This window comes from Paraburkholderia sp. (assembly GCF_047605525.1).
GTDB lineage: Bacteria > Pseudomonadota > Gammaproteobacteria > Burkholderiales > Burkholderiaceae > Paraburkholderia.
In genome coordinates this window covers 120901-142818 of sequence record NZ_JASGFN010000013.1, presented here as the reverse complement: position 1 = coordinate 142818, position 21918 = coordinate 120901, and the positions used below count along the sequence as shown (strand labels likewise).

Below are 21918 nucleotides of genomic sequence, written 5' to 3'. Positions count from 1 at the left end.
ATCGGCACGCTCGACCGTTGCGAAGTCAACGTTTCGTCGCTCGAAGATTCATTCGGCTCGCGGCGAACGGTCATCCGATAGAGGCGTCATCCATCGTCGAACAATCGTTCGAATGCGCTGGCGTCCAGCGGACAGCCTCGCCAGCGCCGATCGGTCGGCACCGGTTCGCGATGAGCGAAATGCAGGTCCGGCAGCGCACAACGAAGCCGCGATTCATCAACCGCTTTCCCGAGAAACCGCTTGTCTGGAACGTCGCGTGGAAGACATTGATTTACGCGACTGTCTTTCGCGCCGGCTCAACGCAATCGGCTGTCGCGCCTACAAGTCCCACTTAGAAGTCTTGCTCCGTCACGTCGCGACAGCGTGACCGCCGCGGGCCCGGCCAACCCGATCGAATATCGGGCCATGAGGTCCAGGACAGTTCTCCAATGCCGAATAGGCCAGTGCCTTAGCCTCTTTTGTGTCGATGCCGAACGCCTGCAGCAACGCATACATCACCTGCTCCGCGTAGTCCGCCGGCGCTTCTCCGGAAAGAAGCGTCTCGATGCCATAGCGGATCGCGCCGAGCGCGATATCCCGGGCAACCACCACATCCGCGACGTTGAACCGCTTCGTATCGATCGCCAGTTGCAGGTCGCGCGTCAAATACTCGTCGAGAAGCTTGCCCCGTGCTCCGCGCTTGGTGCCGACGCGCGTAATGAAAGCCCCCCACATCGGATAACGGCACGCCATCTGCATATAAAGCCGTGAGCCCGTCACCAGCCGATGCGCCGGATCCTCGATCTCGCGCACGATCGGATCGATCACGCCCAGCACTTCGTCGCTGCTTTCTCCGGCGACGGCCGACAGCAGTTCCGCCGTCGTCCGGAAATAGTTATAGAAGGTGCCCCGCGCAACGCCCGCCGCCGCGATGAAGTCGTCGATCACCGGCGCATCGGGACCTTTCTCCGCGAAGACCCCAAGCGCGCTCTCGATAAGCCTGGCACGCGTGCGTTCCCTTCTCTGGGCCCCGACCCGTGTCTGATAGTTCGCGGCGCGAAGCTCTCTCATTGTTTCGTTTCCTGTTGGTTCAGCGGCACATTTTACCCACGTCGGCTGCGGGTTTCTCCTGGATCGATTCTAGTTGACGATTTTGTCAAAACACATAGAATTCAAATTGACAAATGTGTCAAATCGAACCCTGGATTTCCCGCGCACAGCGCGAGGAAACTTATCGGAGATAGCAATGCGATTGGTCAGTTTCGAGAAAAATGGCAAGCCGACGCTCGGCGTCCGCGAAGGCGAACAGATCCGCGTGATCGGCGAAGAAACACTGGAATCGCTGCTCGCGCGCGGCACCGATCTGCTCCAGTACGCCAGAGAGAATGCGAGCGACGAGATCGTAGCCGCGGCCGGCCTGACGTGGCTGCCGCCGCTGCGGCGTCCACCGAAAATCATCTGCGTCGGCCTGAACTTCGCGGACCACACGTCGGAAAGCAAATACGAACAGCCCGACTACCCCACCCTGTTTTTCCGTGTTCACACCAGCCTCATTGCGCACGAGCAACCGATGGTCCGGCCGGCGGTCAGCGATTCGGCGGGCCTCGACTTCGAAGGCGAAATCGCGGTCGTGCTCGGCAAAGGCGGCCGTCACATCGCAAAGGAGAACGCGCTTGCGCACGTTGCGGGCTACTCTGTTTTCAATGACGGTTCCGTACGTGAATATCAGTTCAAAACCCCGCAATGGACGGTCGGCAAGAACTTCGACGGCACCGGCGCATTCGGTCCGGACCTCGTGACCGCGGACGAACTGCCGCCGGGCGTCAAAGGATTGCGCATTGAAACGCGGCTGAACGGCGAGCGGGTCCAGTCGGCGAACACGGACGAAATGGTCTTCGACGTGGCGAGCCTGATCAGCATCATCAGCGAAGCGATCACGCTCGAACCCGGCGACGTCATCGTCTCCGGTACGCCTTCGGGCATCGGCTGGGCGCGCAATCCCAAACTGCTGATGCAAGCCGGCGACGTTTGCGAAGTTACGGTGGAGAAAATCGGCACGCTGAAAAACGTGATCGTCGACGAGGCGGCGCAATAAGCCGCCGTTGACTGCCGCCGGCCAACGTGGCGGCAGCACCTATAACATTTGACGGAGACAGTGATGACGGAGCCTGTAGTCGCGCAGCGCGGTGCGGCCGTGCATTCAATCGATCACTTTGCACTCAATGTTCCTTCGGTTGCCGTAGCCGCCCGGTTCTTCGAGGCATTCGGGCTCGACGTCAGGCGCGCCGGCGCGGCGTGCGAGGAACTGGAACTGCGGGCGGCGGATGGTCATCGCTGGGCTCGCGTGCTGCCCGCCTCGAAAAAATCGCTCGCGTACCTGAGCTTCAACTGCTTCGAGAACGACCTCGATGCACTGCGCGAGCACACCCAGGCGGCCGGCGCGCAGCTTGCGACGAGCGCTGCTGCGCGAGACGGCGCGGGCTTCTGGTTTCACGATCCCGATGGCAACCTGATCCAGGTAAAAGCCGGCCCCAAGACCAGCCCCTGGGCGAAAACACCGTGCGTCGTTTCGGGCAGCGCCGCCGACGAACGGGGTTCGCACACCCGCTCGGCATCCACCCAGGTCCGGCCGCGCCGGCTCTCCCACGTGCTGCTGTTCACGCCCGACGTCCTGCGAGCGGTCGATTTCTACGAGCGGACGCTCGGCCTGCGGCTCTCCGACAAGTCCATCGACATCATCGCGTTTACGCATGCTCCGCACGGCAGCGATCATCATCTGGTTGCCTTCGCGAAGAGCACGGCGCGCGGTTGGCATCATGCCGCGTGGGACGTCGCGGATATCAATCAGGTAGGCGAAGGCGCCTCCCAAATGGCGGCCGCCGGCTACGTGAAGGGCTGGGGGACCGGCCGCCACGTCCTCGGGTCGAACTATTTTCACTACGTTGAAGACCCGTGGGGCTCGTTCTGCGAGTACTCGGCCGACATCGACTTCGTGTCAGCGGGACATGCGTGGCCGGCCGGCGATTTCGCGCCCGAGGACTCGCTCTATCTGTGGGGGCCTGCGGTGCCCGACAACTTCATCCACAACACTGAAGCGAACGGCGAAGTAGCCGCCGCCAGTCCCGAAGGCTGACGCTTCCCATTTCCACCGTATTGATTCGATGGCTGCCGGCACTGCCCGGCGCCAGGGCATAACTCGTCTTTTCGAAGGTAAACATCATGGCTGACGAAAACATTCTCGATGTCGCGATCGTGGGATACGGACCGGTGGGACAGACCCTGTCCATCCTGCTCGGCGCGCGCGGATACAAGGTCGCGGCGTTCGACCGGTGGCCCGCGCTCTACCCTCTGCCACGCGCGGTGTTCCATGACCATGAGATCCGCCGCGTGTTCCACGCAATGGGCATCGGCGAAGAGGTCGCGAACATCTCGCAGCCGTCCGCGACCTATCAGTGGTTCAACGCCGACTGGAAGACGCTCGTTGAAATCGACTGGTCCGCGGAATCCATCAGTGACGGCCCCGTCGGCTATCTGTTCAATCAGCCCTCGCTCGAGGCGCTGCTCGATCGCAAGGCGAAATCGCTGCCGGGCGTGTCGATTCAGCAAGGCTGGGAAGCGACCGGCTTCACGCAACTGCCGGACTGCTGCGAACTGACGCTGCGCGAAGGCAGGATGGATGGCGGCACCTGGCTGCCCACGGGCGAAGTCCAGACCGTGCGCGCGCGCTATGTCGTCGGTGCCGATGGCGCAAACAGCTTCGTGCGCAAGGCGCTCGACATCCCGTTCGACGATCTTGGCTTCCAGGAAGACTGGCTGGTCATCGACATCAAGCCGCATGACGGTGTCGTGCTCGACGTCCCCGACATCGGCCAGTGGTGCAATCCCGCGCGTCCGACAACGATGGTGCCCGGCGGCCCCGGTTATCGCCGCTGGGAGTTCATGCGCCTGCCCGGCGAAACCATCGAAGATCTGCAGAAGCCCGAAAAAGTCTGGGAATTGCTCGCGCCCTGGGTGACACCCCGGAACGCCACGCTCATCCGCCATGCGGTGTACAGGTTCCGCTCGTTGATCGCGCAAAACTGGCACAGCGGGCGAGCGGTGCTCGCCGGCGACGCCGCGCATCAGATGCCGCCGTTCATGGGACAGGGCATGTGCTCGGGCATTCGCGACGCGTGGAATCTCGCGTGGCGCTTCGACCTGATCCTCAAGGGTAAGGCGTCGAGCGATCTGCTCGACAGCTACACGTCCGAGCGTCGTCCGCAGGTGCGCGCCGTCATCGACGCGTCCATCGCAATGGGAAAGGTCGTATGCATCTCCGATCCGGCGGAAGCCGCACGTCGCGACGAAGCCTATCTGTCGGGACGGGTCCCCACGCTGCCGCCCTTTCCCGGGCTGACCGACGGACTCATCTGCGCAAACGGAGAGCTGAGCTGCGGCACGGCGGCGGGTCTTCTGAGCGTGCATGGGCAGGTGACTGCGGGTGGTGAACCACTGCGCTATGACGATGCCGTCCAGAACGGATTCCACGTTCTCGCGCTCGATGCAGATCCGCAAGCGCACCTCGACGCGGCGTCGCGTGCCGCACTGGCGCAAATCGGCGGACACGCGATCGGCATCACGACCGACCCGCGCAAAGCGGTTCGGGGACGCGTGCTTTTCGATGTCAGCGGCAAGTACGCCAGGTTCTTCAACGAGCACGGCGCCAGGGCCATGATCGTGCGTCCCGACTATTACGTGTTCGGCGCAGTGCGCGAGCTTTTCGACCTGCCGGCTCTCGTCGCGGAGTTGGCGTCGGGACTCTCGCTCACCGGTCTGCCGGCCGGCGAGTTGCAACGGACGGGCGCCGCGGCGTAGCTGGAAAAGCAGCGGAAGCGGGGGTATCGCTTCTGCTGCGCATCTGTCAACACGCATCGTCGCCGCAACGTCGACGCAGTCCGACCTCTTCGTAACCGCCGCCGGACTCATCGGGCCAACTCGTGGCGACCTTGAATGACGGGCGCGCGGATAACGCCGAATACCACGCATGAATCTTCGGGCGCCGCGCGGCCGACCAGAACTCGTCCTGCCCGAGCGCTGACAGCCGGAACATGAAAGGCGCGATACATATATCCGCCAGTGAGAAATCGCCGACGACCCAGCGTCCGGGGACGAGCGTTTCCCCCAGGTGATCCAGCAGCACCTCGATCCTCGCGCCCGCCTCCGCCAGTTCCTGCTCGCCGATCTCGCCGCGAACGCCGCGCGAATGCAGGTCCTGGAGAAACTTCGTCGGCCTGCGCGCGGCCTGTTCGCGCAGCGCTTCGTCGCCCCAGCGGTTGCGCAGTTTTGGAATGATGTACTTCACCATCGTCAGTTTGACGATCGCTTCGAAGCGGTCTTCGCAGGCCTTGATGAAGGCCCGTACGCGCGCCGCCTCGAGCGGGTCCGCGGGCATGAGCGCGATGCCGTCGAATGCCGCATCGATGTATTCGTTGATGACGGTCGAGTCGCGGATTATTTCACCGTCGTGGACCAGCGTCGGCACCACGCCTTCGGGATTGATTGCGAGGTATTCCGGCCGCAACTGCTCGAATTTGAACAGGTCCACGTATCGGCTCGTCCACGGCACCTGTTTCTCCTCGAGCGCCATGCGAACGCGGACCGAGCAGATCGAACTCCAGAAATGGTATAGCTCCACCATGAATGCTCCTCCTGGGTCTGAGCAGCGAAAACCTTGCTGCCGGCAACGCCGCTCCACATTCCAGCGTGATGCAACGGGAACACGTGACCGGATGGTCCGGCTCCCGCTTCGCCAGCACGCAAAACGGTACCCGCTTCAAAAACTATGCTGCAGGCCCACCATCGCGCCGGTCTGGTTCATGCCGACGCCGGGCGTGGCGCCCGGGCCGCCGGTGCTGACACTGTAGGCCGCGTGCCGGCTATTCATCAGATACGCGCATTGCAGGTACGCAAGGGTGCGCTTCGACAGAAAGTACGCGGCGCGCAACATTGCCATCGTGGCGCGCGTGTCGTGCTGCGCGTTGATCATCCGGAAACCTTCGCCATCCACCTCGAAAGCCGGCGTGATCAGATACGACATCCCCGCGAAGTACAGATTCGAGCGCACCGCCGCACTGCCGCCCTCGCCCGGGTCGACACGTCGCCCCAGCCAGCCCGCGTCGATCTTCGCGGCGCCGAACTTCGCATACGCATTGAGCTGCGTGCGTGCGTCCTTGCCGTTGCGGCCGAGCGGCGCGGGAGCAATGCCGTCGAAAAAATTGAACACCGCGTTCTGGCCGCCGCGCTGCTCTTCATAGGAAGCCGTCACGCCAAAGTGCGCGGTGTCGTAGCGCAACAGCGCGGAGATATTCCTGCACTGCTGGAAGTCGCCCGCGACCTGCCCCGCGCACGTGCCTTGCCCGGGCGAGTTCCCGGTGCCCGTCGAATCGCGTCCGAACGAGTACATCGCGCCCACGGTAACGGGACCGAAACGCCCCTTGTATGCGACGCTGTTATCGGCACGCGCGTTGGGCAGATAGTTGTCCAATGAACCCAGGCTGTACATCGCCGGCCCGGAAATTTCGCTGTCGACGAGCGCGTAGGTGGTCATCGTATATTGCCGTCCGAACGACAACGTGCCCCACCCGCCGGACAGGCCCACCCACGACTGCCGGCCGAACAGCCGACCGCCTTGCCCGAGGTCCCCGCCACGCGTATTGAAGCCGTTTTCGAGCACGAAAATCGCCTGCAGACCGTTGCCCAGATTCTCGACACCACGCAGGCCCCAGCGAGACGGCGCCAGCCCGCTGTTGGCCGGCATGCGGACAAGCGTGTTGCTTGCCGCGCCAACATGGTTGACGAACTCGACACCCGTATCGACGACGCCGTACAGCGTCACGCTTTGCCCATGAGCAGCAAAACTGATCGAGAGGAATGCCAGCCCGGATAAAAATTTAAGTTTCATGTCGTCTCCTTTGTCGACCGGAGTTAGCGCTTTAGCGCTTACTCCGGTCCCATGCGTTCATCGCGGTCGACCGGCGTAAGCGCTTCAGCGCTTACGCCGGTCGACCATGAAAGATGGTTGCTGTTTTATTTTTCGGCCCCGGCATCGGGCGATCTGTCCGACCGGCGCCGCGAGAATTGCAATTCGTCTGAGCGGTTGCTTAAGCTATCATTGTGGTTCGACCCCGCTGCATCAAAAGCCATCCATGCCCAAATCCTCGCCACGTTCCGGCGCGCCGCGCGCGCGGCCGGCCAGCCGGCAAGAATCGCCCTCCAGCACGACTCAGCCGTTGCCGGCCGAGCGCCCCGATCACGATCTGGATCACTCGGTCGGCTACCTGCTCAACCGCGCGGCCAGCATCATCGCCGCCCGCTTCAGCGACGACCTGAAGTCCTGCAACATCAACCTGCAAACCTGGCGCGTGCTCGCCGCGCTGCGGCACGAAGATCACCAGACCCTGTCCGATCTCGCCAGCCATACCGGCTCCGAGCTGTCCTATCTGTCGCGCGCCGTCAGCGCGCTGGAAAGCAAGGGCTACATTCGACGCAGCGAGTCGCCGTCCGACCGGCGCAACATTCATCTGTCCATCACCGCCGCCGGCGCGGCGATCGTCGCCGAACTCGCGCCGCGCGCGTGGGAGATCGAGCGCCTGTCGATGAAGGGCGTCACCGCCAACGAATTCGCCATTACGCTCAAGACGCTTCGGGCGGTTTATTCGAACCTCGTCGACAGCTCCGGGGACACGTCCGCGGTCAACCGCAAATTGACCGTCGCGCGCCGGGTGCGCCGCCGCGAAGCGCGCGACGAAGCGTCCGACGAAGCGTCCGATTGAATAGCGGGCACGCGCGACGCGCAACGGACGATCGGCATCGCGGCGCCGAGCCGCACACCGGCACGGCTCCACGACTAGGTGACCGTACGGGCGCCCTCGCGCGCCACGCGATCGAGCAGGCGCGCGGCATTGCCGCCTTCGACCGCGCGCAACTCCGCATCACTGAAGCCGACGTCTCGCAGACCAGCCAGCGTCGCCTGCACGCCGTGCTCGGGCACGAACGGAAAGTCGGTGCCGAGCAACACGTTGGCGGGTGTGACGAGCTCGAGCAGCGCCGCCATCGACAGCGGATTCGCGGCAATGGCCGTGTCGTAATAGAGACGGCGCAGGATCGGCATCACGCCCTCCGGCACGTGCCGCGCGAGCCCCTTGTCGAGCGAGCCGAGCAGCGCCATGCGGTGCGCGAGAAACGGCACGGTCCCGCCCGCATGGGAGAAGATGAAGCGGATATCCGGGCAACGCCCGAACGTGCCCGAGAACAGCAGGCTCGCAACCGCGCGCGTCGTGTCGTGCGGAAACTCGATCAGCGAGTCCGGCTCGTCCGGCAACAGGCCGCGGTTGCAAGTGCATGACGTCGGATGCACATAGACGACCGCCTTGCGGCGATTCAGCTCGTCGAACACCGGCGTGAAATCCGCGTGGCCGAGATAGCGATCGTCGTAATTGGTCATCAGACCGATTCCGTCTGCTTTCAGGACGTCGAGCGCATGGCCGATCTCCTCGAGCGCTGCTTTCACGTCGGGCAACGGCAGCGCGGCGAAGGCGCCGAAACGGTCCGGATGATCGGCCACCATCCGGGCGGAGTATTCGTTGCACGCGCGCGTGAGGCGCCGGGTCTTCGCCATGTCCGGCATCCACAGCGGCGGTGCCGACACCACGGCCGTCGTGATGCCCTGACGGTCCATCACCGCGAGCGAATCGGCAACGCGCCATTGCGGCGCGACGCGATTCGGCGCCGGCGCGCCGATAGCCGCCTCACCCATCGTTGCGCGGAAGACCGGCGGCAAAAAGTGATGATGCACATCGATCTTCCGCACCGACGCGGGCGCCGCGGCCGCATCCGTGCCGCCTGTCGATTGCGCGATCGCCGGCACGACGTTGCTCGCGAGCAGTCCCGCCATCAGCCTGCCGATCCTGCGGCGGCCGGGGCTCGCGGCACGCCCGCTTTCGGAGCGCGGATCCGTGTTGTCCTGATGCATGTCTTTTCCGTCGGTCAATGGATCACACCGGTTCGGCCACGACGCGATTCTCGATCGCCCCTATGCCGTCGATTTCCGCGCGCATGATGTCGCCGGCCCGCAGATACGACGGCGGATTCATCGCGACGCCCACGCCCGAAGGCGTTCCGGTGGCGAGCAGATCGCCCGGTTCGAGCGTGAAGGCCGTGGAGAGATGAGCAATCTGCGCGTAGATGTCATGGATCATCGAGCCGGTCACGTCGTCCTGCCGCAACTCGCCATTGACCCACATCCGCAAGCGCAGCGCGTGCGGGTCGCCGATCTCGTCGGGCGTGACGATCCACGGCCCCGTGGGTCCGCAGGTATCGAACGACTTGCCGATCGTCATGGTCTGCGTCGCGAGCTGCCAGTCGCGCACCGACACGTCGTTGCACACCATGTAGCCGGCGACGACCGACGCCGCCTCTTCGCGGCTCACGTGCCGGCAACGCCGGCCGATCACCGCGCACAACTCGACCTCGTAATCGAGCTTGTCCGATACGGCCGGCAGATGCACGGCGCCGAACGGACCATTGATGCAGGACACCTGCTTGTTGAACCAGACCTGCGTCGGCGGTGTCTGCACGCCGACCTTGGCCGCCTCGGCGACGTGCTTGCGATAGTTCATGCCGATCGCGAGGAACTTCGACGGATTGGGAAGCGGCGCGAGCAGTTCGACCTGCGGGAGCGGCACCGCGTGATCGCCGCGCACGGCGCGCGCACGCGCCAGTGCGTCCGGACCGGCTTGCAACAGCGCCAGCATCGTCGCGGGCAAGCTCGTGTCGTTGCCGGGCAGATCGATCACGTGGTCGCCCTCCACCTTGCCGATGGAGACCTTGCCCTGATACCGATAAGTAACGAGTTTCATGAGTGTCGAAAGAGAAAGGAAATTACGCGACGCCGGCGGGCGACGGATCTGCATTGACCTGATCGCCCCGATGAGCGATCACCGGATACGGATAGCGGCGCGGCAGCCGCAGCAGCAGCCATGCGGCGCAGCCCAGCACGGCGACGAACGCCATGAGCGCCGGACGGTAGGCACCCACCGCGTCATACGCGGCACCCATCACGAACGGCCCCAGTCCGCTGCCGACGGTAAACACGGCGAACAGATAGCCGTAAATCTGTCCGAACGCGCGCAAACCGAAATAGCGGCTTTGCAGATACGCGATCAGATCCACCTCCGCGCCCATGCCCAGCCCGACGAGCACGGCGCCGAACGCCGTGAACGTCGGGTCACGGCTCGCCAGCAGCGTCAGCACGCCGATGGCCGGCAGCACGACGAACGCGACCGCCACGTACGGCCCGAAAAAACGGTCGAGCAGGAATCCGCACAGCAGACGTCCCACGATCAGCGACGCGCCGATGCCCGAGAACAGCGCGACTGCCCGGTCCGCCGGAATGCCGCGATCGGTCAGCAAAGGCACGAGGTGCACGATGACCCCATTGGCGACGAGCGGGATGCAAAGGAACACGACCGCGAGCCGCCAGAACTGCGGATTGCGGACGGCCTCGCGCGCGTCCATCCCCGGCAGCCTCGCGGCGCGCGCCGCTGCCGCTGTTCCGGCGGTGCGGCGTGCGCCGCCGCCATCGCCGATAAACAGCGCGACGGCGCTAAAAGCAATCGCAAACACCGTCAGACCGACCGCGACATACGCGCCTCGCCAGCCGAACCGGTCGAGATAAAGCTGCGTCAGCCGCGGCACGAGCGCCGCGCCCAGTCCCACGCCGGTCATCGCGACGCCCATCGCCAGGCCGCGCCGCCGGTCGAAGGCCGCGGCAATCGCCTTCGCATACGGCAGCGGCGCCTGGCCCGCGCTGAACAGGCCCACCAGCGAGAACATCGCGAGAAACACCACGGGACTGGCCGGCGCCAGCGACATCGCGGCGATCGCGAGCGCGAACAGCGTGATGGCCGCGAGCGCGATGCGCTTGACGCCGTGGCGGTCCATCAGCTTGCCGGCGACCGGCGTGGCCACCGCGGCGAAGATCGAACCGAGCATGACGGCGGCGGACACCAGGCCGCGATTCCAGCCGAGCTCCGCCATGATCGGCTTCATCAGCACCGAGGCCGAAAACTGCAGGATGGTGACGTTCCCGACGATCAGTCCCATGACCGAGCCGAACACGATCCACCATCGATTCCTGAACATGCTTCGCATGATTGTCTCCAGATGCTTTTTGTTATCGTCGGCTTCCGCGCCGGGGCAGCCGACGGTGAGCGGTCATGCGGCGGCGGCGCCGTGCTCGATGAATCGTCCGGCATGGAACAGCAACGGCGATTCGCTGCCGTACGAAAAGCGCTCGACGTGGCCGAGAATCATCACGTGGTCGCCGTACGTCTCGATGGTCCGGGTCCGGCATTCGAAGCGGGCGAGCGTATCGCCGAGTACCGGCACGTCGCCGAGCCCGCTCTCCACGCGATCGCCGAACGACGCAAACTTGTCCTCCGACGGTCGCGCGAAATGATTCGCGAGCTCCTGCTGGTCGGCGGCCAGCACGTGCACGGCGAAGTAGCCCGACTCCCTGAACACCGGCAGGCTCGGCGCGCGGGCGTTCAGATACCACGCGACGAGTGGCGGATCGAGCGACACCGAACAAAACGAATTGACGGTCAGCGCGGCGCGGCGCCCGTGCGCGGAACGCGTCGTGACGATGCAAACGCCGGTGGCGAAGCGGCCCAGCGCATTGCGCAGTTCGCGGCTATCGACAGATGAAGTGCTCATGCTTTTTCCTTGCTGAATTCAGGCCTCGCATTCGCGCCGGCGCCCGTGAAGCAGCGCGGATCGCGCGCGGACCCCCAGTAGTCCAGCGCGATCGGCGACGGCTCGATGCGCCGGGCAGCGCGCGGAAAGCTCTCGGGAAAAGCCTCCATGCCGAAGCTGTATTCCATCGTCAAGCCATCCGGATCGAGGAAATATAGAAACACGCTGTCCGACGCGGGATGCCGCCCCGGCCCGAAGACCACGTCCGAACCGGCGGCCTTCAGGCGCGACAGCGCGCGGCCGATGTCGTCGATCTCCGTCACCATGTAATTGACGTGATGCAACGCGTGGCGCTCGAACTTCGCGATGCCGATGCCGTGGTGATAAGGATTCGGCCAGCAACGCATGAACGTGATGAATTCGCCGACCGAGTCGGACTCCCTGAAATTCAGCACGTCGCGCCAGAATGCGACGGCACGCGCGGCGTCGGGCGTGTTGAACACGACGTGCCCGAGCCGCTGGATACGCGCGACCGACGGCTGGAACGGACGCGCGCAATCGCGCGACGGCACGTAGAACTCCACGGTTGCGCCGACGAGCGGTTCGAACACGCGCACGGCCCGCGACTGGGCGCGCGACGCGCACGCGACCTGACCGGTTTCCTGCACGTCGAGACCCGCATCGACGAGACGCCCGATCAGCGGCTCGAACTGCGCGACGTCCTCGAGCATGAAACCCGCGCAGCGCAGGCCGGCTTCGCGCGCCTCGTAAAGCACGAGGCTATGATGCTCGTGATCGCAGCGCAGACGAACCCCGCCATCGGTGTCCGTGTCCACGTATTGCAGTCCCACCACGTCCTCGTAGAAGCGGCGGGCCCGATCGAGCGCGGTCACGTTCAGTTCGATGCGCCCCAGTTTGCGGTATCGGACCATCGTCTTTCTCCTTCAATACTGGCCGCGCGGCGGCAAGCCGAAGCGCATCTGTCCGTACATCGTGGACACCGCCTGCCAGTTGACGCTGATGTGATGCGCGACGGCATTGATATCGCGCCAGGCGCGCTGCACGCTGTTGTCGAGCTGAATGCCGGTTCCGCCCACGACGTCGTACAGCCCGTTGATCGCCTCGACGCAAAGCCGCACCGTGTACGCATGTCCGCGCCGCAGCGTGATGCGCTGCTCCGCGCTCAGCTTCGCGCCGGCATTCACGAGTTCGGTGGCGAGTTGCAAATCGCGCCGCAGGATCAATTGCGCGGCATCGACCGCGGCTTCGGCCTGGGCCACGGCCGCCTGCACGTGGCCGAACTGTGCAAGCGACGCGCCGCCGCCCGCAAACGCGCCGCGCGTGGCGCGCGCCGCAATGCCGGCAACGAATTCGTCGAGCGCGCCGCGCAAGGCCGACACGGCGGGATTGGCGAGCAACGGCGGAAAGCCGCTCAGGAAAGGCACGCGATACAGCGCCGAATCGTGGACCTCCGCGCCCGGCGCCTGCTGATCGAGAACCTCCGCGAACGCCACGCAGCGATGCGCCGGGACGAACACGTCGGTGTCGATGGCGATGTCCTTGCTGCCCGTGCCGGCGAGACCGACCGTGTGCCACGTATCGACGATCCGATATTCACCCTGCGGCACCAGCAGGAAAATCGGCCGCGGCGCGGCGCCTTCCGGCTGCTCGACCATCGCGCCCAGCGACAGCCATTGCGCGTTGTCGCTATTGCTGCCGAAACTCCAGCGGCCCTTCAGCCGATAGCCGCCATCCGTCGGAACGGCTTTGCCGGTCGGCGCGATGCAGGAAGCGAGCAGCGCATCGGGACAGTTGCCCCAGACATCCTGCTGCGCCGCTTCGGGAAACATGCCGAGCACCCACGACGCCGCCGCGCTCAATCCATAGCACCAGCCCGTCGAGGTGCATCCGCAGCCGATCTCGAACGCAAGCTGGCGCAAGTTCTCGAGGCTCATTTCATAACCGCCGAAACGCCGCGGTTGCACGACCCGGTAGAGGCCCGCTTCCTTCAGCAGTTGCGTGACCTCGACCGACACCCGGCGCTCCGCTTCGGTCTGGCGGGCACGTTGCGCGACGAGCGTACGCAGTTCGACGGCTGCATCGAACAGGCGCGCAAACGGGTCTTTATCTGAAGCGGCAACAGCAGGCGGCGCCGACTGGCGCTCGAGCACATCTGAGGTAAATGTCATTTTTCCGACTCTCCAAAACTATTGCAAAAGCAACCAATCCGTGCTCGAATTAAAACCGAGAATAGTTGGTTTTGCAACTGTTAAATCCCGCTTACATGCCCAGGAGATACCCGAATGAACACTCGCGTTCAGCATCCGTGCCGCGGCTGCATCGACGTCCATACTCATGTCGTGCCGCACGATTTCCCCGCATACGTGGGCAAGCAGCCCGACGCGCCGTGGCCGTCGATGCGCGAGGCCCAGCCCTGCCATCGGCACGTGATGATCTCGGGCAGCGTGTATCGAACGGTGTCGAATCAGGCATGGGACACCGAAGTCCGGCGCACGGACATGGCGCGGCTCGACGTCGAGCGCCATGTGCTGTCGCCGATGCCTGAACTGCTGTCGTACTGGTTCGACGCGGAAGACGGCGCGATGCTGTCGCGCTATCTGAACGAGACGCTCGCCGACATGGTCGCGCAGGCGCCCGACCGCTTCAGCGCGCTGGGCGCGGCGCCGTTGCAGGACATCGATCGGGCGATCGGGGAAATGGAATTTGCTGTCGGCACCTTGGGACTGGCAGGTATCGAGGTGGGCAGCAACGTGAACGGCGTGCCGATCGGCGATCCTCGTTTCTGGCCTTTTTTCGAGGCGGCCGAGGCGTGCGGCGCGGCGATCTTCGTCCATCCGCTGCGCCCGGCCGGCATGGATCGGCTCGTGGGACCCGCGTCGCTCGAACAGATCGTCGCGTTTCCTGGTGAGATCGGCCTCGCGACGGCGTCGATCATCACGGGTGGACTGCTGAGCCGATTTCCGCGCTTGCGCATCGCGCTGAGTCACGGCGGCGGAGCCATTCAGGCGCTGCTGCCGCGCATGCAGTACTCATGGGAATGTCAGCGGGCCTTGCGCGATGCGATCCCCATTGCGCCCGTCAATGTAGCGCGCGCGCTTTACTACGACGACCTGCTCTATAGCGCGACGGCAATCCGCGCGCTTATCGAAATGGTGGGTGACGATCGCGTAATGATTGGCACCGACTACCCGTTCGCGATCATGGATGCCGATCCCGCCGCGCGAGTGACATCGCTCGGTCTAGGGGCGGCTATCGAGGAGGCGTTGCGATGGCGGAATGCTGCTGCGTGGCTGGGCATGCGATGAAGATTCAGGCGCGTGTGCTCCGCGAACTGCGTTCGCCTCGGGCCTCAATTCGGCGTCACGCCCGTTTGCTGGAACAGGCGGCGCCACCCGGCCGATTCGGTGGCAAGACGGTGCGCGGCGACTTCGCCGGTGCTGCTGACCGGAACGAAGCCGATCTGCTCGAAGCGGCTTTGCACTTCCGGTTCCTCGAGCGCGCTCACGATCGCCGCATGCAAACGCGCGACGATCGGTGCCGGTGTCGACGCCGGCACGAACACCGCGTTCCACGTCGTGAATTCGTAACCGGCCACGCCCGACTCAGCAACGGTCGGTACATCGGGAAGCCGTTTTGCGCGCACCCTGCTCGTGACCGCGAGCGCGCGCAGCTTGCCCGCTTCGATATGGGCGGCGACGTCGGTCACGCCACTGAATTCGAGGTCGGCAAAACCGCTCAGCACGGCCATCGTGTCTTCCCCGCCGCCCTTGTACGGCACGTCGAGAAAGCGCACGCCCTATAGCCGTCGCCGCGCGATTTCGTCACGTAGGCCGCCGCGATATTGCCGCCGGCGCCCGGCTGCGCCTGCACGACGACAGGCTGGCCGAGGTACTTGCCCAGCGCCTGCGCGAGAATACGCCCCTGCGCTTCGCTCGATCCGCCGGGGAACGCGATGATCAGCCTGATCGGCGCATCGGGATAGGCGGCCCGCGCGCGCGGCGCCCAGTTCATCAGCGCCGCCGTGGCGATCGTCATCGCGATCAGCGGCGCGCGCGACGCAGCGGCTCTCGCGCTCCACACGCGCAGGCTCGCCAGCATGCCGCGCAATGAACGCGTGCCACGAATCGTCGGGCTCGTTCGATCGCTCATGGCGCGGCCAGTTCGTAACCGGGCAACCGCGGGCGCGCCCTGATATAACCCGCCGACGGCGTGGGGAAATGCGACGTGCAGCAGAGCGTGTCGCGCTCGGTCAGGCGATCGAGAAAATGACGCCGCGTCGCCACGGCCTGAGCGGGATCGTAGTCGCGCCACATCCGCAGTTCGGGATGCCGCAACTGCAGCGGCGAATGAATCAGGTCGCCGGTCACGATGGCCGCGTCGCGGCCGCGTCCGAGCGCGATCGCGACATGATCGATAGTGTGCCCCGGCGTCGGCACGAGACGGACATGATCGCAGCACGCGTGCGTGTTCGTCACGAGTTCGGCGCGACCGGCGGCGACGATCGGCAGCACGCTATCGACGACATGCGCGACCGGCTCGCGGGCATTCTGCTCGGTCCAGTACGCCAGTTCCTTCTTCGAGAATACATAGCGCGCATTCGGGAAGGTCGGCACCCAGCGGCCGTCTTCGAGCCGCGTATTCCAGCCGACGTGATCGACGTGCATATGCGTGCACATGACGAAGTCGATATCGTCGACGCCGAGACCCGTACGCGCGAGTCCGCGCATATAGGCGTCATCGCGCTTGCGATGCCAGTGCGGCCGTGACGCGCGCTCCTTGTCGTTGCCGACGCAGGTGTCGATCAGCACGTTGAAGCGAGGCGTGCGGATCAGGTACGATTGGAAGCACAGCACGACGCGGTCATCTTCCGACAGCGCGCCAAGCGATTGCAGCCATGCGCGATTATCGGCCAGCACGTCCGGCGTGAGGTTCGGAAACATCGACGTGACCGGCACCATGCCTGCCTGGTATTCGACGATGCGATGAATCGTCATGTCGTCGATGCGGAAAATCGTGTTCATGGTTTGCTGCCTGCCTCGTCGACCCCGCTTGCGCGCATGCCGCTATCGAATCGGTGCGTTTATGGCGCGGCGCGGTTGACCTGCGTCAGCAGCGGCAGCCCGGCGAGATGACGCGTCGCGTTGTCGATGAAGCGCAGCACGGACGCATGGATCGCCTGCGGTGAGATGCCCCCGACGTGCGGCGTCAGCACCACGTTTTCGAACTCGAACAGCTCCGACGGCGGAGTCGGCTCGCCTTCGTACACATCGAGCGCCGCGTTGTAGAGACGGCCGTCGCGCAATGCACGCGCCACCGCGGCCGTATCGACGACCCCGCCGCGCGCGACGTTCACCAGCACCCCTTCGGGGCCGAGCGCATCGAGGACCGTCTCGTTGACCATGTGGTAAGTCGCCGCGCCGCCGGGTACCGCCACCATCAGGAAATCGCACCACGCGGCCATGCCCGGCAGGTCCTCGAAGTAGCGGTACGGTACGTCGGTGCGCGGCGTGCGGTTGTGATAGCCGATCTCGAGGTCGAAGCCAAGGCCCCGCTTCGCGATCTTGCGACCGATCGCACCGAGCCCGAAAATCCCCATGCGCCGCCCCGACACGTGCGGCGGACGTGGAATGTCGTCACGCCAGATGCCGTCGCGGCACTGGCGGTTCAGCTTCGGCACTCCGCGCACGGCGGCGAGCAGAATCGCCATCGCATGATCGGCGACACAATCGTCGTTCGTATTCGCCGCATTGCAGACCACGACGCCGCGCTGGCGCGCATATTCGAGCGGCACGTTCTCGTGACCGACACCGAGCGTGCAGACGATGCGCAGATTCGGCATCGCATCGATTTCCTGCGTCGTGATGCCGTTCGTGCCGTTGGTCAGTACCACCTGTATCTCGTCGCCGCGCGCGGCGATCTGGCGCGCGCCGTTCGAGCGATCCGCGCCGAGACCGGCATTCGGCGCATAGATCAGCTCGAAAGACCGGCTCACCAGCTCGCGATGCGCTTCCGTAATGAACACGAGGACAAGCGCGACCGCGCGCGGGTGGGATGGAGAAATGGCGTCGTTCATCGGACGGTCATGCAAACTCAGCGTTGACCGTCGTTGACCGAAATCTCCGAAACGCGCAGCCCGCCGAGGCGCTCGTGGATCCGGCTGCCGGTCGCCATCGCGAGCACGTACAGCAACTCGTCGGGCCTCGGCGAATCGACGACGCCGATATCGATCGTATTGAAATGGCTGCGCACGTAGGCCGCGCGAATATGATGCAGCGGGACCTGCAAACGAAATCCGGCCGCCGCCACCACCTTGGCCGCCGGCACGATCGAGCGCGCTTCCGTCAGCACGGCGCGCATCGCCCAGCCGCCCGCTTCATGCCAGATCGCGCCATGCTCGAGTTCGCCGTTCAGCCCGACGATGGCCCCCTTCCCGTAGGCCTCGATTTTGTCATTGCCGCCGAGCGCGGCGATCAGCTCCGGCACCATCTCGTCGGCCATCTCGCGCGCGGCGCGCACGAGCGGGCTCAGATCCTCGACGTAGCGTCCCGCGAACGGATTGGCGATCACGCAGGCAATCGCGCCGAGCCTGAGCGGCGTGGGCTGGTTCGGGCCGCCCTCGTGATAGACGGTCTCGATGTTGAGCAGCTTCTTGCGAATCCTGATCAGCGACATGACATATTCTCCAGACGGAAAAACAGCACACGCCGCGCGCGCGGCGTGTGCAATCAGGGACTGGCCGGCGTGTCCGGTTCAGCACCGAACTGCACGCCGGCCCATTTTTCAAAATGCTCGATCGTATGAGCGTAGTCGCGGTTGCCGTCGCCCTGAGTGATCGAGAACGCGAGGAACGAGCGCGCCGCCGGACTGACCCACATCGGTACACCGATCTTCTCCGCTTCCTCGATGCACAGCTTGATGTCCTTGTGAATCAGTTCGGTCGTGAAGCGCATCGGAAAATCGCGGTGCAGGATGCATTGCGGGATCTTTTCGAGCGTCGCGAACGAGCGGCCGCTCGACACGTTCAGGATGTCGAGCATGGTCGCCGAATCGAGGCCGGCCTTGACGCCGAACACGAGCGCTTCGCAACTCGCCACCATGCCGACGGCGCACAGCGTGTTGTTGATGATCTTCATGGTCTGGCCGAGACCATGACCTTCGCCGAGGTAGAACAGGTTCTTGCCGATCACCTGGAGCCACGGCTCCATCGTGTCGAATACGTGACGAGGACCCGCGGCCATGATGGTCAGCGTGCCCTTCTCCGCGGCGACCGTGCCGCCGCTGACCGGCGCGCCGAGGAATTCGATCCGCCGTTGCGCGAGCGCGTGCGCGATGGCGTTCGTGACGCTCGGACCCGTCGTCGACAGATCGACCACGATGCGCGCCCGCGTGCTGTCGATCATGCCGCCCGGCACCGTCGCCACCTGCTCGACGATGGATGGCAGCGGCAGGCTCAGAAACACGGCATCCGTCATCGACGCCAGATCCAGTGCGCTGCCCGCTGCCTGCGCACCCAGCTTGACGAAGCGCTCGACGGCTTCCGGCCGTGTGTCGTAGACGACTAATGGATGCCCCGCCGCCAACAGCCGCGTCGCGAAATGCTGCCCGATGTTGCCCAATCCGATCAGACCGATCATCACTTTGATGACTCCAGGAGAAAGAAGCGTTGCTCGCCTGAGCGTGCTGCTGTCCCGCGGGCGGACACACCCACGCCGTTTGTGTTTATGTGCAGACCAATCTTAGGGAGGATGACCCGCCTCGTCGCATGCCAAATTAGCGGTGGGATATAGCATCGTGTTAAGACCTGCCAGCGGCGCACGCCGCGGCGCCGCCCCGGCCGATGCGCCGCGAAGCACGCCGGCATTGGGTTTCGCCGGTTCCGATGCGGGTTCACGAGATCGATCGACCGTCTCTTTCGTCACATCACGTGTGACTAAAACTCGCTTTGTACATATCTGGGCCCTTACCTAGCATGACTACAACCTGCTTACAGGGCGACGTCGGCAAGGCCCGCATCCCTTGTCAGCAAGGGTTCCGCCCCACGACAGCGACATCTCGCGCGCGCAAGCGACACAGTTGGTTAACCGGGAACTCGCATGACAAGCACGGCATCGACGCAGGTTCTACTCAGAGGTCTGTCTTTCGGCGAGGGCGCCCGCTGGCATGACGGCAAGCTGTGGTTCTCGGACTTCTATACGCATCGGGTGCAGACCGTCGATCTCGATGGACACACGCAGGTGATCGCGCAAGTGCCGCAACGTCCGTCCGGGCTCGGCTTCCTGCCCGACGGCACGCCGCTCGTGGTGTCGATGCTCGATCACCGGCTGCTGGCGATCGACAGCGACGGCTGCACGCGGCTCGTCGCCGATCTCAGCGAAGTCGCGGGCGGTCCGTGCAACGACATGGTGGTCGATCGCCACGGCCGCGCGTACGTCGGCAACTTCGGCTACGACAAGAACAACGGCGCCGAATCGCGGCTCACGCGCATCATCCGCGTGGACCCGGACGGCTCGATTCATCCGACCGGCGCCGAGGTCAGTTTTCCGAACGGCATGGTGATCACGCCCGACGCAAAACATCTGATCGTCGGCGAGACGTTCGCGCACCGGCTCAGCATGTTCGATATCGATGCGCGGGGTGATCTGCACGGCCACCGCTATTTCGCGGAGCTCGAAGGCTGCAATCCCGATGGTCTCGCGCTCGATGCCGAGGGCGCGGTGTGGGTCGCGGATCCGTTCGGCAAGCGTGTGCTGCGTGTGTTCGAAGGCGGGCGCATCGAGCGCGAGATCACCTTCGAGCCGGGACGCGGCGCCTATACGTGCGCGCTCGGCGGCCCGCAACGACGCACGCTGTTCATCGTGACCAACACCGCGAGTGGACCGCGCATGGCCGAACACCGCGAGTGCTGGATCGAAACCATCGAAGTCGACGTACCCGGCTCGGGTTGGCCATGAGCCCGTCATGAACGTGGCACTTCGCGCATCGCCATATAACACCAATATTCAGGAGACCTTCAATGAAGATGAAGTGTGCGGCTACCTTTGCGCTTGCGCTCACCGCCGGCGCCGCTCAAGCACAAAGCAGTGTGACCCTGTACGGGATCGCTGAAGTAGGCGTCAACTACGTCAGCAACGCCGGAGGCGGTCGTCAGTTCAACATGGTCAGCGGCGAATGGTACGGCAGCCGTTTCGGCCTGAAAGGCAGCGAGGATCTGGGCGGCGGCCTCACAGCGATCTTCCGCCTCGAAAACGGCTTCGACATCACGAACGGCAAGCTCGGCCAGAACGGACTGTTGTTCGGCCGCGCCGCGTATGTCGGGATCAGTTCCACCCAGTGGGGCACGATAACAGCCGGGCGCCAGTACAGCACCGTGTTCGACTTCGTCGGCGCCAACATCGTCGCATCGGGTCGATGGGGCGGCGGCTTCATCGCGCATGCGGGCGACGTGGATAACCTGAACAATACGTTCCGCGTCAACAGCTCGCTGAAGTATCAGAGCGTGAGCTATCACGGCTTCACGTTCGGCGGCTTGTACAGCTTCGGCGGCGTCGGCGGGAACTTCGCCAAGAATTCCGGCTGGGGCGCGGGGATCGGCTATGCGCTGGGTCCGTTGCAGGCAGCGGTCGCCTTCACCGACATGCGCGATCCGTTCATCTCGGCATACAACAACGGCGCGAATGCACCGGCCGCGATCACCTCGCCGATCTACAACGCCTATGCGTCGGCGGGGAGCCTCAAAATTTTCTCGACCGGCGCTATCTACCAGCTCGGCAGCCTCTGGTTCGGCGGCACCTATTCGAACGCACGCTTCACCGATCTCGGCGCCGATCCCGGCAACCCCGGCGCGGTGGCTGCATTGAGGGGAACCGCGTCGCTCAACACCTATGAAGCCGATCTCGGCTATCAGTTCACGCCGTCGCTGTCGGCTTCCGCCGCGTATAACTACACGCGGCGTGCGTCGGTGGGCGGCGATGAAGGCGCAACCTACAACCAGTACTCGCTCGGCGCCGACTATCTGCTATCCAAGCGGACGGACCTCTACATGGTGCTGTCGTATCAGACCGCGTCGGGCGTGAATTCGAACGGCAAGCCGGCCGTCGCCGCGCTGAATTTCCTCACGCCCGCGACCGTCGATCATCAGGGCGTGGTGCGGTTAGCTATCCGCCATCAGTTCTGAGGCTGTCCGAC

Annotated in this window: 22 protein-coding genes; 7 read left to right on the top strand and 15 right to left on the bottom strand. The window is 64.6% G+C overall.

The genetic code is table 11. The annotated features are described in order from the left end of the window. Window positions 1-348 precede the first annotated feature (348 nt). Window positions 349-1050: a TetR/AcrR family transcriptional regulator gene (locus QM685_RS19855; RefSeq protein WP_415118455.1), complete on the bottom strand. Its 702-nt coding sequence runs from the start codon at window positions 1048-1050 to the stop codon at window positions 349-351. Between the two features lie 175 nt (window positions 1051-1225). Here QM685_RS19855 and QM685_RS19850 point away from each other — a divergent pair, with 175 nt between their 5' ends. The 3 genes from QM685_RS19850 (at window position 1226) to QM685_RS19840 (ending at window position 4833) form a co-directional block, all read left to right on the top strand. Then, the gene (locus tag QM685_RS19850) at window positions 1226-2074 is read left to right on the top strand and encodes a fumarylacetoacetate hydrolase family protein (protein WP_415118453.1); all 849 of its coding nucleotides are present in this window, start codon (window positions 1226-1228) and stop codon (window positions 2072-2074) included. Between the two features lie 63 nt (window positions 2075-2137). After that, entirely contained in the window at window positions 2138-3112 is a 975-nt protein-coding gene (locus QM685_RS19845; protein ID WP_415118451.1) for a VOC family protein, read from the top strand. A gap of 86 nt (window positions 3113-3198) precedes the next feature. Next, entirely contained in the window at window positions 3199-4833 is a 1635-nt protein-coding gene (locus QM685_RS19840) for a bifunctional 3-(3-hydroxy-phenyl)propionate/3-hydroxycinnamic acid hydroxylase (RefSeq protein ID WP_415118449.1), read from the top strand. Window positions 4834-4879: 46 nt separating this feature from the next. Here QM685_RS19840 and QM685_RS19835 read toward each other — a convergent pair whose 3' ends face one another. Both QM685_RS19835 and QM685_RS19830 read right to left on the bottom strand, forming a co-directional pair. Then, window positions 4880-5656, bottom strand: a complete 777-nt coding sequence (locus tag QM685_RS19835; RefSeq protein ID WP_415118447.1) for a glutathione S-transferase family protein — start codon at window positions 5654-5656, stop codon at window positions 4880-4882. A gap of 135 nt (window positions 5657-5791) precedes the next feature. After that, the gene (locus QM685_RS19830; protein WP_415118445.1) at window positions 5792-6919 is read right to left on the bottom strand and encodes a porin; all 1128 of its coding nucleotides are present in this window, start codon (window positions 6917-6919) and stop codon (window positions 5792-5794) included. A 106-nt stretch (window positions 6920-7025) separates the two neighbouring features. On the opposite strand from QM685_RS19830, the gene QM685_RS19825 reads away from it, so the two are divergent. After that, the gene (locus tag QM685_RS19825) at window positions 7026-7790 is read left to right on the top strand and encodes a MarR family winged helix-turn-helix transcriptional regulator (RefSeq protein ID WP_415118442.1); all 765 of its coding nucleotides are present in this window, start codon (window positions 7026-7028) and stop codon (window positions 7788-7790) included. A 74-nt stretch (window positions 7791-7864) separates the two neighbouring features. On the opposite strand, the gene QM685_RS19820 is transcribed toward QM685_RS19825, so the two are convergent. The 6 genes from QM685_RS19820 to QM685_RS19795 all read right to left on the bottom strand — a co-directional run bounded on the left by QM685_RS19820 (window position 7865) and on the right by QM685_RS19795 (window position 13901). Then, window positions 7865-8989 (bottom strand): amidohydrolase family protein, encoded by a 1125-nt coding sequence (locus QM685_RS19820; RefSeq protein WP_415118440.1) that lies wholly within the window; start codon window positions 8987-8989, stop codon window positions 7865-7867. Window positions 8990-9011: 22 nt separating this feature from the next. Further along, window positions 9012-9875 (bottom strand): fumarylacetoacetate hydrolase family protein, encoded by an 864-nt coding sequence (locus QM685_RS19815; RefSeq protein WP_415118438.1) that lies wholly within the window; start codon window positions 9873-9875, stop codon window positions 9012-9014. A 22-nt stretch (window positions 9876-9897) separates the two neighbouring features. Further along, window positions 9898-11169, bottom strand: a complete 1272-nt coding sequence (locus tag QM685_RS19810; RefSeq protein ID WP_415118436.1) for an MFS transporter — start codon at window positions 11167-11169, stop codon at window positions 9898-9900. Window positions 11170-11232: 63 nt separating this feature from the next. Then, window positions 11233-11733 carry a flavin reductase family protein gene (locus tag QM685_RS19805; protein ID WP_415118434.1) on the bottom strand — a complete coding sequence of 167 codons (501 nt, stop codon included), beginning with the start codon at window positions 11731-11733 and terminating at the stop codon, window positions 11233-11235. Beyond that, complete coding sequence (locus QM685_RS19800; protein ID WP_415118432.1) at window positions 11730-12644, bottom strand: VOC family protein; 915 nt, start codon at window positions 12642-12644, stop codon at window positions 11730-11732. Before QM685_RS19800 ends, QM685_RS19805 begins: the two co-directional genes overlap by 4 nt. Before the next feature lie 12 nt (window positions 12645-12656). Continuing rightward, the gene (locus tag QM685_RS19795) at window positions 12657-13901 is read right to left on the bottom strand and encodes an acyl-CoA dehydrogenase family protein (RefSeq protein WP_415118430.1); all 1245 of its coding nucleotides are present in this window, start codon (window positions 13899-13901) and stop codon (window positions 12657-12659) included. A gap of 114 nt (window positions 13902-14015) precedes the next feature. Between QM685_RS19795 and QM685_RS19790 the strand changes: the two genes are divergently transcribed. Further along, a complete protein-coding gene (locus QM685_RS19790) occupies window positions 14016-15038 on the top strand; it encodes an amidohydrolase family protein (protein WP_415118428.1) in 1023 nt (340 codons plus the stop codon). Between the two features lie 44 nt (window positions 15039-15082). Here QM685_RS19790 and QM685_RS19785 read toward each other — a convergent pair whose 3' ends face one another. Genes QM685_RS19785 through QM685_RS19760 form a run of 6 tightly spaced genes read right to left on the bottom strand, consistent with a single transcriptional unit; the run spans window position 15083 to window position 19367 of the window. Next, complete coding sequence (locus tag QM685_RS19785; protein WP_415118426.1) at window positions 15083-15526, bottom strand: tripartite tricarboxylate transporter substrate-binding protein; 444 nt, start codon at window positions 15524-15526, stop codon at window positions 15083-15085. Next, the gene (locus tag QM685_RS19780) at window positions 15469-15882 is read right to left on the bottom strand and encodes a tripartite tricarboxylate transporter substrate-binding protein (protein WP_415118424.1); all 414 of its coding nucleotides are present in this window, start codon (window positions 15880-15882) and stop codon (window positions 15469-15471) included. The genes QM685_RS19785 and QM685_RS19780 overlap by 58 nt, the downstream gene beginning before the upstream one ends. After that, window positions 15879-16754, bottom strand: coding sequence for an MBL fold metallo-hydrolase (locus QM685_RS19775; RefSeq protein WP_415118422.1), 876 nt, complete (start codon window positions 16752-16754; stop codon window positions 15879-15881). The genes QM685_RS19780 and QM685_RS19775 overlap by 4 nt, the downstream gene beginning before the upstream one ends. A 59-nt stretch (window positions 16755-16813) precedes the next feature. Beyond that, window positions 16814-17806: a 2-hydroxyacid dehydrogenase gene (locus QM685_RS19770; RefSeq protein ID WP_415118420.1), complete on the bottom strand. Its 993-nt coding sequence runs from the start codon at window positions 17804-17806 to the stop codon at window positions 16814-16816. Between the two features lie 17 nt (window positions 17807-17823). After that, on the bottom strand, window positions 17824-18405 hold the full coding sequence (locus QM685_RS19765) for an amino acid synthesis family protein (protein ID WP_415118418.1): 582 nt from the start codon (window positions 18403-18405) through the stop codon (window positions 17824-17826). A gap of 53 nt (window positions 18406-18458) precedes the next feature. Beyond that, window positions 18459-19367, bottom strand: a complete 909-nt coding sequence (locus tag QM685_RS19760; RefSeq protein ID WP_415118416.1) for an NAD(P)-dependent oxidoreductase — start codon at window positions 19365-19367, stop codon at window positions 18459-18461. Window positions 19368-19826: 459 nt separating this feature from the next. Here QM685_RS19760 and QM685_RS19755 point away from each other — a divergent pair, with 459 nt between their 5' ends. Then, entirely contained in the window at window positions 19827-20684 is an 858-nt protein-coding gene (locus QM685_RS19755; protein WP_415118414.1) for an SMP-30/gluconolactonase/LRE family protein, read from the top strand. A 62-nt stretch (window positions 20685-20746) separates the two neighbouring features. Beyond that, on the top strand, window positions 20747-21907 hold the full coding sequence (locus QM685_RS19750; RefSeq protein ID WP_415118412.1) for a porin: 1161 nt from the start codon (window positions 20747-20749) through the stop codon (window positions 21905-21907). The last annotated feature ends 11 nt before the right edge of the window (window positions 21908-21918 follow it).